At 43.0% G+C, this 13940-nt stretch carries 9 protein-coding genes and 1 pseudogene; 5 read left to right on the top strand and 5 right to left on the bottom strand.

Annotation, left to right across the window (positions count from 1 at the left end):
• Positions 1–49 precede the first annotated feature (49 nt).
• Together Q4546_RS12180 and Q4546_RS12175 are read right to left on the bottom strand one after the other, a co-directional pair.
• Positions 50–1429, bottom strand: a complete 1380-nt coding sequence (locus Q4546_RS12180; RefSeq protein ID WP_102440302.1) for an FAD-binding oxidoreductase — start codon at positions 1427–1429, stop codon at positions 50–52.
• Between the two features lie 22 nt (positions 1430–1451).
• Positions 1452–4940, bottom strand: a complete 3489-nt coding sequence (locus tag Q4546_RS12175; protein ID WP_303446344.1) for an indolepyruvate ferredoxin oxidoreductase family protein — start codon at positions 4938–4940, stop codon at positions 1452–1454.
• A gap of 219 nt (positions 4941–5159) precedes the next feature.
• Between Q4546_RS12175 and Q4546_RS12170 the strand changes: the two genes are divergently transcribed.
• The 4 genes from Q4546_RS12170 to Q4546_RS12155 all read left to right on the top strand — a co-directional run bounded on the left by Q4546_RS12170 (position 5160) and on the right by Q4546_RS12155 (position 9464).
• A complete protein-coding gene (locus Q4546_RS12170) occupies positions 5160–5555 on the top strand; it encodes an MAPEG family protein (protein ID WP_102440300.1) in 396 nt (131 codons plus the stop codon).
• A gap of 177 nt (positions 5556–5732) precedes the next feature.
• Entirely contained in the window at positions 5733–8081 is a 2349-nt protein-coding gene (locus Q4546_RS12165; protein ID WP_102440299.1) for a YgiQ family radical SAM protein, read from the top strand.
• A gap of 229 nt (positions 8082–8310) precedes the next feature.
• The gene (locus Q4546_RS12160) at positions 8311–8865 is read left to right on the top strand and encodes a hypothetical protein (RefSeq protein WP_241901006.1); all 555 of its coding nucleotides are present in this window, start codon (positions 8311–8313) and stop codon (positions 8863–8865) included.
• Positions 8866–9257: 392 nt separating this feature from the next.
• Positions 9258–9464 (top strand): hypothetical protein, encoded by a 207-nt coding sequence (locus tag Q4546_RS12155; RefSeq protein ID WP_102530834.1) that lies wholly within the window; start codon positions 9258–9260, stop codon positions 9462–9464.
• A 1548-nt stretch (positions 9465–11012) separates the two neighbouring features.
• Here the strand turns inward: Q4546_RS12155 and Q4546_RS12150 are convergent.
• The 3 genes from Q4546_RS12150 to Q4546_RS12140 all read right to left on the bottom strand — a co-directional run bounded on the left by Q4546_RS12150 (position 11013) and on the right by Q4546_RS12140 (position 13225).
• On the bottom strand, positions 11013–11585 hold the full coding sequence (locus Q4546_RS12150) for a lipid-binding SYLF domain-containing protein (protein ID WP_303446343.1): 573 nt from the start codon (positions 11583–11585) through the stop codon (positions 11013–11015).
• 263 nt (positions 11586–11848) lie between these two features.
• The gene (locus Q4546_RS12145; protein WP_303446342.1) at positions 11849–12694 is read right to left on the bottom strand and encodes a hypothetical protein; all 846 of its coding nucleotides are present in this window, start codon (positions 12692–12694) and stop codon (positions 11849–11851) included.
• A gap of 114 nt (positions 12695–12808) precedes the next feature.
• Entirely contained in the window at positions 12809–13225 is a 417-nt protein-coding gene (locus Q4546_RS12140; protein ID WP_102440295.1) for a nitrous oxide-stimulated promoter family protein, read from the bottom strand.
• A gap of 315 nt (positions 13226–13540) precedes the next feature.
• Between Q4546_RS12140 and Q4546_RS12135 the strand changes: the two are divergent.
• Positions 13541–13940, top strand: a pseudogene (locus tag Q4546_RS12135) (hypothetical protein); the annotation flags it as partial.

Genomic DNA, 13940 nt, shown 5'->3' with positions numbered 1-13940 from the left:
CAGCGTAGCAAACCTTAATGGCTTGCTAGGCTGATATTTATTACCACCTCTAAGGGAAAACCTTGCCGCGGTTGAGCAGGTTTTTAGGGTCAAAGGCCAGCTTTAGGCGTTTCATTAAGGCTATTTCGTTGTCAGTGCGGGAGCAATGTAAGTATTTAAGCTTATCTAAACCAATGCCATGCTCAGCAGAAATCGAGCCAGCGTAAGGTTTTAGCTGCTGATAAACAATGCTTTGCACTTGATGCTTAGTCTGCTCATCATAGCTACCTACACAAATGCCTAAATGTAAATTACCATCACCTAAGTGACCAAATACAATGAATTTTGCATGGGGCCACTGCGTCATAATTTGGCTTTCAACTTGCTGAATATATTGCTCCATGTTGGCAATAGGCAGGCTAATATCAAAGGCAAACAGTGGGTTTAACTCGCTGATGACAGTGTCAATATCATCCCTCATGGCCCATAACTGTTCACGCTGACTTTCTGACTTAGCAATTGCGGCGTCCACTAAAATATCTTGCTCTAACGCAGCCATTAGCGCTTCTTCAAATTGCACGGCGTCGCGCTCGGCGTTATGGCCTGTGGCTTCAATTAACACGTAATATGGATAGCCACTGTCGATAACCGTATTGTGCTTGTCTGAGTCGGTCATTAATTGATAAAAATTGCCCCACATCACTTCAAATGCCGATAGCTGACCATTTAAGTGACTGTTGAGTAATTTCAGTAGCTTGGCAACAGCATCAAACTGGGTTGCGGCGACAATGGCAGTATTGCGACTGCTGGGCAAAGGGTGCAGGCGTAACACGGCTTTAGTGACGATACCTAAGGTGCCTTCGGTGCCGATAAATAGCTGTTTAAGATCATAACCGGCGTTATTTTTTAGCATACTGTTTAATGACGAAATAACCGTACCATCCACTAAAACCGCTTCTAAGCCCAAGACTTGTTCACGCATCATGCCATATTTAAGCACGCTATTACCGCCAGCATTGGTGGCAATATTTCCGCCAATAGTGGCGCTGCCTCTGGCGCCTAAATCCAGAGCAAATAACCAATCTTGTGCGGCGGCTTTTTCTTGCACCATTTGTAGCGGCACGCCCGCTTGCACTGTCATAGTGCCTGCTTGATTATCGATGGACTCAATCTGAGTCATGCGCTCTAACGAAATCGCAATATCGTCAGCTGTTGCATAGGTACCATTGACCAATCCGGTTAACCCGCCCCAAGGGATGGTGGTTTGATCCTGCTGGTGGCAAAGGCTCATCACCTTAGATAGCTCTTCGGTTGAAGCAGGGCGCACTATGGCCAGTGCTTGGCATTGTCCTTTGCCATAAGAGTAAGCAGGCCTGTTGGCAACATCATCCCCAAGGATAATGCCTTTATCACCTACGATAGCGGTTATCTTTTTTATAATATCTATCATATTCACTCTCTGTAGCTATGTATTAGCTAACTTCTTTAAATTGAATGGCTGATTTATCTGGGCCATGGGTAAATTGATGTAATAGCTTTTCTTTGGCCATGAGTGTGGCGCTAATATTGTTTTCTTTAATATGGCCAAAGCCTTTAATCATTTGCGGTAGCTGAGCGATTTCAATGGCGAGTGGTAAATTATCATGATTCAGGTTTTCGATGATATGCTTTATATCTGCTTGATAATCTTTAATTAACTGCCTTTCCATCTTTCTTTCATTGGTATAGCTAAACATATCTAGTTTAGAGCCGCGCAAAAACTTAAATTTAGCCAACACTTTAAACGCCGTTAAGATCCATGGGCCAAATTCACGCTTAATCGGTAAACCAGTATCAGGGTGTTTTTTGCTAAACAAAGGCGGTGCGAGAGAGAATTTAACCTTAAAGTCGCCGTCAAAATCGTTATGTAAATTTTGCATTAGCGTCGCTGAGCTGTGCAGACGCGCCACTTCATATTCGTCTTTGTAGCTCATTAATTTACTCAGATTAGTGGCTACCGCTAAGGTTAAGCGGTCAGAATTTTCAGCCACAGCTTTTTCTGCTTGGCTGACTTGTTCAATAAACTCACGGTATTGTTCGGCATAGGCATTACTTTGATAATGACTGAGATGCTCAGCCCCATCTTTAATGGCGCTAAAGGCGGTGGTCGCAATATTTTGCTGGCTGTCAGTGGTCAGTAATTGCGAGAAAAATTCAGGATTAAAACACAATAATCGGCCTAAATTTAACGCGTTGAGATTAAAGTCAACACTCACACCATTAAGGCGTAAGGCGTGTTCAACTGAGGCAACTGAAAGCGGTAACGCCCCTTTTTGCAGGGCAAAGCCCACCACAAATAAATTAGCGCCTATGGTATCTCCCATGAGTTTTTTGGCGATGTTAGAAGCATCGATAAAATCGACATTATCGCGGCCTAATAATTGGGTTAACGATTGTTGCTCTTTAAACTCAGTGGGGATCGCTTGTGGGTTTAATTGAAATATTGCTGGTGGCGCAATGGCAGCATTACCAATTAGGCGAGTATGTTGATCATTAATGATTTTAATGATGTGCGGATCTAGGGTCGCCAGTAAATCGAATGCTAAAATTAAATCGGCGCTGCCAGTATCAATTTTAGGGCTAAATAATCGCTCAGGTGAGTTGGCAAATTTAAGATGGCTGTAAACCGCGCCATTTTTTTGCGACAAGCCGGTCATGTCGTAAATTGAGCAGGCTTTATTATCAATATGAGCTGCCATGCCTAATATCGCCCCGACAGTGATCACCCCTGAACCGCCAATCCCTGCAATCATGACATTGTAGTTATCATCAATGTTACACGCGGTAGGCGCGGGAATCGTGGCAAACACATCTGCTGAAATCGCGGTGGCAGCGGCCTTTTTCGGGGTGCCACCAATGACGGTAACAAACGAAGGACAAAAGCCTTTATTACAGCTGTAATCTTTATTACAACTGGATTGATCTATTTGACGCTTGATGCCTTTCGAGGTCACTTTCGGTTGCAAGCTCACGCAGGTTGACTGAACTGAGCAATCGCCGCAGCCTTCACACACGTCAGCATTAATGTATAAGCGTTTAGTTGGATCAGCAATTAAGCCACGTTTACGGCGGCGACGCTTTTCTGCTGCACAAGTTTGCTCGTAAATTAATACGGTGCAACCTGCTATTTTGCTGAGCATGGTTTGCACCATGTCTAAGCGGTCACGATGATAAATCTCAACGTTTTTGGCGATGTCTGGGTTATTGGCGTATGCCTGTGGCGAGTCAGTGACAATCACGCATTTACTAATGCCTTCATAGGTCACTTGTTGGCTAATTTCAGCGACGGAGATTGGCCCATCCACTGGCTGGCCGCCAGTCATGGCAACCGCATCGTTATATAAAATTTTATAGGTGATATTGACCTTGGCCGCGATGGCTCCGCGGATTGCCATTAAGCCAGAGTGATAATAGGTGCCATCGCCTAGGTTTTGAAACACGTGGTTGGTGTTAGTGTATTTGGCTAAGCCCACCCACTGCATGCCTTCACCGCCCATATGGCAAGGGATCATGGTGTCTTTGCGATAAAATGCTGCCATGGCGTGACAGCCAATACCAGCCATAGCGATACTGTTTTCAGGTACTTTTGTGGAGGTGTTATGGGGGCAACCAGAGCAAAAGTAAGGGGTTCTAGGTAAGCTGGTGGCGCAACTTTTAGGGTCAAGCTTTGAGCGTAAACGCACAATTGCGGCGTCAACCTTGGGGTGAGTTTGACCATTAATGCGCAGGCGCTCAGCGATGATAAAGGCCAGTGTGAGTGGCTCTAACTGCACGTCGGCACTGACGAGCGCGAGGCCATTTTCATCCTGTTTACCAATAACCCGTGTGGCACCTTGTTTGCCAAACAGGATTGATTTTATTTGCTCTTCAATAAAGGCGCGCTTTTCTTCAATAACCAGTAATTCAGGTTGCTGCTGGGCAAAGTCGGTTAATTTGCTGGGCTCGATGGGCCAGATACAACCTAATTTGAATACCGATAACCCCAGTGTTTGCGCAAGATCATTGTCGATCTCTAATAATGCCAGGGCCGACATTACATCGTTATAGGCTTTACCGGCAGTGACAATACCCAGACTTCTTTGTGAGGCGTTGTCATTTTTGGCTACGCGAACCTGATCAAGATTATTGGCTTTAATAAAGCGATGCACCAAGGGCAAGCGGTGAGTAATGACATTGGTTTCATTGGTTTGCGGCGGGATAAAGCCACTGGTTTTGAGATTGATGCTGTCTGTGGGGGTGTCATCTCGACTAGGACGTTTGATATCTATATTGTCGAGATTAATATCAATAGTGGCGGTTTGTTCCACTGATTCATTCACACATTTAAAGCCTACCCATAAGCCGCTATAACGAGACAGCGCCCAACCTAAAATACCATAATCGATAAATTCGCTGACATCGGCAGGGTAAAGTGAGGGAATAAGATTTGCCGCTAAGGCCTGTTCACTTTGATGTGAAATAGTCGATGATTTACCAGGATGGTCATCACCGTAAACCACCAACACGCCGCCATGTTCATGGGTGCCAGCATAATTAGCATGTTTGAACGGATCGCCACTTCTATCAACGCCGGGCCCTTTGCCATACCACATTGCAAATACGCCATCGACATTAGGCTCGGGTATGGTATCAAGTAATTGAGTCCCCCAAATCGCCGTTGCAGCAAGATCTTCATTGACCCCAGGTTGGAAGGTGATGTTATGTTGATCTAAACGCTTTTTGGCTTTCCAGATATAACTATCTAATGCCCCTAGTGGCGAGCCTCGATAACCTGAAATATAACCCGCGGTATTCAAGCCTTGGTTTTTGTCTAATTGCGCTTGAATTAGCGGTAATCGAACTAAAGCTTGGTTGCCGTTTATAAAGATACGACCAGATGTATTGTTATATTTATCTTCTAAAGTGATGTCACTATGTTTCATCTGCTCTGTTCCTTCGAGTCATATTTGGTGTTATCAATCGATTTTTAGGTTAGAACATGTGAATTATGATGACTGCAATATAGGTGACATTTGTTAAATAAATTCAAAATTAGGCTTTTGTAAGCCTTGCCGCTGTGATGATAAAAATCGCTTTTTTCATTAAACAAAGCTGATATTTAGCATATAGTGAAGCCTTAACAGCATTTAAAAGGAGTTCAAATGATCGCCAGTGTATCGGGGTTATATATCGCTTTAACGGCCATAATGGCCATTTATTTTAGTTTACGAGTGGTAAAGCTTAGAAAAGGGCTGAAGATTGGTATTGGCAATGAGGGTAATCAAGAGTTAATTATTGCAGATCGCGTGCACGCTAACCTTGTGGAGAACGCGCCATTTGCGCTGCTATTAATCTTGGTGGCTGAAGTGAATGGGCTTTCAGCACCGTTTTTACATTTGTTTGGCAGTTTGTGGTTATTCGCGCGCTTGTTACATGCCATTGGCTTAACGCAGGGCAAAGGCGGTTATCATTTTGGCCGCTTTTGGGGAGTATTAATCACCTGGATAATTATTGTCAGCTTAGCCGTGGTTAATATCGGTTTATTTTTAGGCTTATGACTGAGTACTTGATAAGGTGGGAGTTTTACTATTCCCACTGTATTTATAAGGTTTTTTATTTTTAGTCATCAATAAAAAAATTTCACATCTGCTGCTTTTTTAGTCACACTTACTCATCGCCAACTGGTATACTCCGCGACCGTTTATCGACGTATCCATCAATTTTAGGTTACACACATGCAAGTTGAATCCACGTTATTTAATTATCCAAAGTTCTGGGCAGAGTGTTACGGCACAGCTCCCTTTCTTCCGATGTCTCGCAAAGAGATGGATCAACTTGGATGGGATAGCTGCGATATTATTATCGTCAGTGGCGATGCTTATGTGGACCACCCAAGTTTCGGCATGGCGGTTATTGGCCGTATGCTTGAAGCACAAGGGTTTCGAGTCGGTATTATTTGTCAGCCAGACTGGTCAAATAAAAATGACTTTATGAAGCTAGGTCGTCCGAACCTGTTTTTCGGTGTAACCGCCGGCAACATGGACTCGATGATCAACCGCTATACCGCAGATCGTCGCATTCGCAGTGATGATGCCTACACCCCAAACGATGAAGGCGGTAAACGCCCAGATCGCGCGGTAACCGTTTATACCCAGCGTTGTAAAGAAGCCTTCAAAGAAGTGCCCGTGGTGATCGGTGGTATCGAGGCCAGTTTACGCCGTATCGCTCATTATGATTACTGGTCTGATAAAGTGCGCCGCAGTGTGATATTTGATGCTAAAGCCGATATCTTAATTTACGGTAATGCCGAGCGCCCGCTGGTGGAAGTGGCACATCGCATCGCTAATGGCGAAAAAATGGCTGATTTGCACGATATTCGTGGCACCGCAGTTATTCGTCATGAACCTTTGCCCGGCTGGAAAGGCATGGATTCGCGCAAATTAGATCAACTACACAAGATTGATCCTATCCCCAATCCTTATGGTGCTGATGATGTCGGCTGTGAAAAATTATCCGGCCCAACCGATAAAAAGATTTTTGATAATGATGCCCCTAAAGCCATCAGCGTGCAGCCGCCAAGACCTAAGCCGTGGGAAAAAACCTATGTGCTACTGCCAGCTTATGAAAAAGTGGCTGACGATAAATTCTTGTATGCCCATGCTTCACGTATTTTGCATCAAGAGCAAAACCCGGGTTGTGCCCGCGCGTTATTTCAAGCTCAAGGAAATCGCTCTGTGTGGGTTAACCCGCCAGCGTGGCCATTAAATACTGATGAAATGGATGCGGTGTTTGATTTGCCGTATCAGCGCGTACCGCACCCAAGTTATGGTAAAGCGGTGATCCCTGCTTACGACATGATTAAAACCTCGATTAATATCATGCGAGGTTGTTTTGGTGGCTGTTCGTTCTGCTCGATTACCGAGCATGAAGGGCGCATTATTCAAAGTCGCTCGCAAGAATCTATCATCAAAGAAATTAAAGATATTCAAGACAAAGTGCCGGGCTTTACTGGGGTTATTTCAGATTTAGGTGGCCCAACCGCTAACATGTATCGCCTCGGCTGTACTAGCGTCAAAGCAGAAACCACTTGTCGACGTTTATCCTGCGTATATCCCTCAATTTGTGGCCATTTAGGTACCGATCATAAACACACCATTGATTTATATCGCGCCGCCCGTGACGTGCCGGGGATTAAAAAGGTTCTGATTGCATCAGGTGTGCGTTATGACTTAGCCACAGAAGATCCTCGCTACATTAAAGAGCTGGCTAAGCATCATGTGGGCGGCTATTTAAAAATCGCCCCAGAGCACACTGAAGATGGTCCACTAAGCAAAATGATGAAGCCGGGAATGGGCAGTTATCATAAGTTTAAAGAGCTATTTGATCATTACTCTAAAGAAGCGGGTAAGAAGCAGTATCTTATTCCTTACTTCATCTCAGCACATCCGGGGACCACCGATGAAGATATGCTGAATCTAGCCCTGTGGCTTAAATCAGAGAAGTTTAAGCTTGATCAAGTGCAAAATTTTTATCCATCGCCAATGGCCAATGCCACCACCATTTACCACACTGAGCTTAACTCATTGAAGAATGTGAAGCACACCAGTGAACAAGTGACCGTGCCTAAGAAAGGCCGTCAGCGCCGCTTACACAAAGCGCTGCTGCGCTATCATGATCCTGCAGGCTGGCCACTTATTCGTGAAGCCTTAGCTGCCATGGGTAAAGAGCATTTAATTGGTAATGGGGTGCAACATATTGTGCCACCAGAATCACGTAATGAGCGCCAAGGTTTTGGGGCTAAAAACCGTGGTGGCAAAAATGATGGTAGTAAGACGGCTTTCACCCGTTTTTCTGGTAATCAGTTTGCGGATAGAGACAGCGGTAAAAAACCGACCAAAGCCAACAAAGCCAAAGCGGCTGGCGAAAAGCAAGAAGGCGGCAAGTCATCTTCAGCTAAAAAACCAGCTAATGCCAATAGCGCTAACAAAGGCAAAGCTAAAACAGGCTGGTCACAGAAGAAGCAGCCATTTAGCAATAAGGCGAATGCAAAAAATAAATCTTCAAATAGTAAGGGCGCTAGATAAGCCGCTGAGCTAATTTGAAATTGTTAACTAGAAAACCGCCAATAGGCGGTTTTTTTATTTCAGGTTAAATTAAACAATCACTGTTAGTCTGCAAGCCTAGTTCATTTGCTTTAGGGTATCGCCCATGGTTTAAATGAATGATTAAAAACTAAAATAAATACCCCAAGGAATAATAATGAAAAAAATATTGGCCACTGCTGTATTGAGTTGTCTGATCCCCGCTACTGCTATGGCACATGGCAGTCATGATCATGATGAATCTACCACTTACGCTAGTGTACAAGACAGTTACTTTGATGCGCTTGCTGTGCATTGTGGTAAAGCGTATGCGGGTGAGGTGACTGCGGGCAACGAAGCTGATTCAGCTTTTAGCAATAAAGCATTAATCATGCACGTACGTGAATGCAGCGATACTGAGCTTAAAATTCCTTTTCATGTGGGTGACGATCACTCTCGTACTTGGGTTATCACCAAAACCACTTCAGGCTTGCGCTTAAAGCATGATCACCGTCATGAAGATGGCACTGAAGACAAAGTCACCATGTACGGTGGCGACACTGCTGACATGGGCACTGCAACTGAGCAATCATTTCCTGTCGATGCTGAATCAATTGCTAACTTTAATGAAAATGGCTTAACAGCGTCAGTGACTAACGTGTGGCATATGTACATTGAGCCAACAGTCTTCACTTATCGTTTAACCCGCGAAAATCGTGATTTTAGAGTGGATTTTGATTTAACCAAGCCAGTGGCATTACCGCCAACACCTTGGGGTCATGAGTAATGTTGTTTTAAGTATAAGTCTGCATAAATGACATCATAGGCAGCTAAAACCCGCGAAAATCGTGACTTAATAGCCTATTTTGAGATACCTGCCGAATAGGCAGTAAAACCTCTTCTTACTTTGTGTAGGAAGAGGTTTTTTATTTAATACTAACTCGCATTTGCTAACAAAAAGCCGCAAAACTTGTTTTACTCTTTTGAAAAATCAACGTCGTGGTACTGAGTTCACACCAGATTTAGACCGTAAGTTACCTTTCTGTATTTCCAAACTCCGTTTGGATTAACATCGTGGGTTTTCTACCCACACCCGACCAAAAGGGGAAAAGCGCTTGTTCCCCTTTTGGATATCCCCCAGCGCCCCGACGAAAAATGCTGAAAAGCGCATGATTTTCGATGGGGATTGATCCAGCTTTCAACTTCGTTTATGACCCAAAGCTTGTTTGCTATTTTAAAAAACAACGTCGTGGCGCTTCGCCCACACCAGACCAAAAGGGTATCAACAGCAATACCCTCTTGGAACACCCCGCTGCCCCAACGAAAAATGCTGAAAAGCGCATGTTTTCAACGGGGATTGATCCAGCTTTTAACTTCGTTTGTTGATAACTTCGGTCTTATTCGAAAATGCTAACGCTTCCGATGGTGCATCCCTGCACCGCGAAAGCTAGCCTGACGTCCTGTCAGGCTCACGCTATTTTCTTCAACGTCCTCAATTCAAATTGAACATGTCAGCCTTTAAACCTCGTTACTGATAAAGCTAAATCGAAGAGAAAATAATCCCAGTGTAGATGCATTCAAGACCTTCGAAAACATGGCGAAGTTTCACTGTGTGGAACGCTCTGAGCGAGAGGCATGGATGCCGAACTGGCCGTTTAACATGGATGTTATTTGTTTTCGCAGAGCCCACAGGGATGTGTTAACGGCGTGTCTTGGATGTATCTGCACATAAGGTCGCTCTTTCACATCCATGTGATCGCGACATTCCGTTCATCCTGAACATCCCAGCGGCAGGCAATGGATTAGGTTGAGGTGATGAACTTCAATGATTCAGCCAATAAAAACTAAGTAAAACTATGAATTAATGACATAAGTTACATTAAGGTATCACCACTTAAGGACAGAGTTGGCTAACCTCGAATACAATCATCGGGCACGCCATTTAGGGAAGAAAAAGCCATTCAATAATATGTGCCTTCAACCCTCCTAGAAAGTTTACAGATTGACTTGACCACATCAGAGCCAACTAATTCACTCGGACTAACCAGCAGAAACAGGGTGAGGCAATAAAAGTAAAGGTGAACTGAGTTGATACCAATTAATTGAGGCAAACGGTCACAGCCATTAACTGAAATATCAGTATCAAACAGGTAAACAAAGCAGAGTAAAAGATGAAAAATTCCACCTTAAAAGGTGTAATCAGAACAAATGATTAGTCGAAATACTGTACAAAAAAACTACCGTCAAAAAGCAAATTCCTATAGCATAAACCATACCGATAAATAGGGATGTGGCATCGGCCAAGTCCAACAAGCGATTTATGCCCTGCAAACAGCGCAACGCATAAATACTAAAACGTTATATTTAAAATCAAATTTTGGAGATTAATTATGGAAAATATCACGGAAAAAAGGAGTTTATCTCAATGGTTTTTTGGCGAGTATTCTTGGACTCTCAAATTTAGTTGGGTGCTAGCAACATTAGTATGCGTATACCTAGGTGCTACCCGCGAAGAAAATATCTGGATTCTTCTTGTTGATGGGCATGTCAATTCAGCCTTTCTTCTCTATATACTTGGATACTTATCTGATTTTCGGTATAGGTTCATTAAAGAATCGAGAAATAATTAAATATAACAAGAATTTCAAACGGAAAAAAACAGTTGGCTGTTTTCATTCCTCAACATTTTAGCCAGCCATTTTTAGCCGCTTAGCAAAGCGTTACTAAAACATTTCTGTCCAAATGTTTGTTAGTGATTGTGAATCGAACACTCGTAATAACATGCTTTAGGAGCAGGTTTATCAATGATAATTCGATTTGTCAGCTAATGATTGCAGTGAAAGTAACTGTTTATCAGATTATGCTTTAATCTTAGCGTGAAAAAGGCTGCAACTGCAGCCTTTTTATTGGGTGAGATTTTCTCGTTTACAAAAATTATTTAGCATCAAAACTAAATGATTGTCCTGCTATCGCGGCTTCATACATCAATCCGCCTTTGGCGGCAGTGAAAATTGCCATGCCATTCATATAGCTGGCACTGGCTTTAGTGCGACTTCCTGCATTACCTGCGCCTGCTGAATTCCCCGTCGAACCGACTTGTGCATTGGCGCCAACAGTAATGGCCACTGCAGATGCCTGGGCGCTAAACTCAAAGGTACCACTGGTAAAGTCGTTATAGGCTTCAGCATCTTTAAAGAAAATAATTTCGCTATAAGCTTGTCCACCTAATTGGAAGCCAATAGAAAGTTGTGACACGCTTGAATCACCACTATAAACACCACCTTTATATATCTTGCCTGAGCCGTAGGCCGCACCGATACCAAAGCCGCCTTTACCCACGGTTGGGTAAATCGCATAGCCGTAGGCACTATCAAAAAAACCTTGTACTTCGGGGGCCTTTTTAAAATCGGCAATGGCTTCGGCGTATTTGTCAGCGTGAGCTGAGCTGGAAAATGTCAGTCCGATAAGCACGAATGTGACCGCTAGCAATGACAATATATTTTTCATAAAAACTCCTGTGATAAGCAAACTTTAGTGATGATAGCTTTAGCATAGCAAACCCAAGCTGAACAAAGCTGTAATAAAAACGCCTAATATTGCTACTAGGTGCTTAAAACTAACATGAGTTCAGTTGGTGCTGAGTATTTAAATGAGTGGTGTTGTTATTTAAATCTAGCAGTGAGTAAATAACTCACTTAATATCCTCTTTAATTGAGCTTGTTTGTACAGGTGTTGGCTCAGGCTGTGGCCTTTATCTGGCGAAGTTAATTTCACTTAGTTTTTGGGACTGACTTGTTCTCTAAGCCCTGATCTGAGGCTTTGTCATTACTGATAACACTTCTTAAATAATCAAGTTCTTCATTATCCAGTAGCAGCTTGGCACTATGATGCTGGGGTGTTTTATTGACCTTGATACGTAAAAATACCAGTCGGGTCACTTGGTGTAGTCCGTATATGGCAAACCCATAAATGGTCGCTAATAGACATAATCTGACGATGCCCACAGCATAGCTAGAAATAGTGTCACCAAAATAGAAGGGTAATAACACCAATACCAATCGTAAAACCCAATTAAGTAAAATGCCGCCAGTAAGCAGTAATAACCACCTAAATCTAACATTTTTTAAGCTTTGATGTTTGTCGACTCTATGACGACTTAACGCGCTAATGATAAGGAAAAAATAGATCCCGCTTTGAATTAAAATAATGGCAGGCATGACTAGGGCTATTTTATTAATGGTGACTAATTCACTGATGTTGTTGACTTGAATATGGGATGCATCGGGAACCATACCAATATTGAACGATACAGTGACAACAATAACCGCCATGGAAATTAGCGTAGTAAGTATATGTTTGACGAAATTGAGGTCAGAGGTTTTAATTTGTAAACACGCTTTGCAATAGCTGTACAGTAAGGGCATCAGTAAGAAGTAAAATGGCACCATTAAGGTCATCATAAAATGAATTTGAATTGGGGCATTTTCGCGGGTGATACTGGCTGAAAAAAAGAATAGCGAGATCAGAATAAATAAGGCGCCCAGTAAGCGATTACTATGGCTGGTGCTGCTGTCGTTATTAGCAAAAATATAGCGGACGTAAAAACCTACTCCCAAGCAATGTATGCCAGCGAGTAATGATAGCCAAATATACGCCTGTGAAAAAAACTGATTAATTACGATGGCCAATCCCTTTGTTTATCGTTAAGTCATATCTTAAATCACGCTTTATCAAGCAGCATTATTATGTTTTTTCTGTTTTCTCATATGACGGTTTGACGCCGCTTCGGGCGGTTTGCCAGGTGCGGGCTTTCTTTCTGCGAGCAAATGCGTTATCGCCATAATAGGATGGGGAAGCAGCATTCTTGGGCCAGAGTAAATCATGATTTCACGCACTTTTTGTTTCATGTGCGGTTTGTAGCAATGCACAGGACATTTGTTGCATGTCGGCTTTTGTTGACCATAAGGACAGCGATCTAAGCGTGTTTCTGCGTATTCAAGCAATTCAATGCAATCTGGGCACAAGCCTTGGCTATTTTCCGTTTGTAACGCAATTTGATGATGAGCCCGGCAATAAATTTTTGCCATAGCATTCATTGTGTTGAATTCATATAACAGCTTGCCTGATAGGATCGCGCTTATTGTCATGTGTTAATACCATAGTAAATCACTCGGGTATGGCTAGTTTACCTAATCACAGTCTGTTTATTCAATTCAATGCTTAATAAGCTTGAACTAGAGCACATAAAAACAAAAGCTAAAAATAATGTCAGCTTATTGTGTTAACGAGCATAAAAGCGACATAAACACTTGATTTTTGTCCTAAGAATAGCTTATTAATATTAGTTCAGCTTGTTTAATTTTCAAGCAGAAAAATGAAGCTTCCTTCTTCGGATAGGCTAGGAATGGTAAACTCCAAAACTATTCAAATGCACACAGCATGACACAAATATGGTGTTATAAATGATTATTAAAATTATTGTCGTTGTTTTATTGGTTTGGCTGGGTATTTATCTTTATCGTCGAACCCAAACCGTTGCTAAGCAAGAGCTAGAGCAGAAAGAACCAACTCAGGCAGATCCGCAGTCAGAAGCTGAGATAACAGATATAGCCTCAGCCCCATCTGAGATTGAGTCAGCACCGCAAGATAATACTGAACTTGAGACTGAATCAATAGCTCAAGAATTAGAACCAAGCCCTGTGCAAGATGAAGATACTGTAGTCACTGCCGTAGATGAAGTTGAAGCAACAGTTGAACAAATAGTCGAGACTGAGTCTTATGAGCTGCCAGAGCCAGAGCCAGAGCCAGAGCCAGAGCCAGAGCCAGAGCCAGAGCCAGAGCCAGAGCCAGAGCCAGAGCCAG

Origin of the sequence: Shewanella sp. 4_MG-2023, assembly GCF_030548015.1 — a bacterium.
Lineage (GTDB): Bacteria > Pseudomonadota > Gammaproteobacteria > Enterobacterales > Shewanellaceae > Shewanella.
This window is presented reverse-complemented; position numbering and strand designations above follow the sequence as displayed.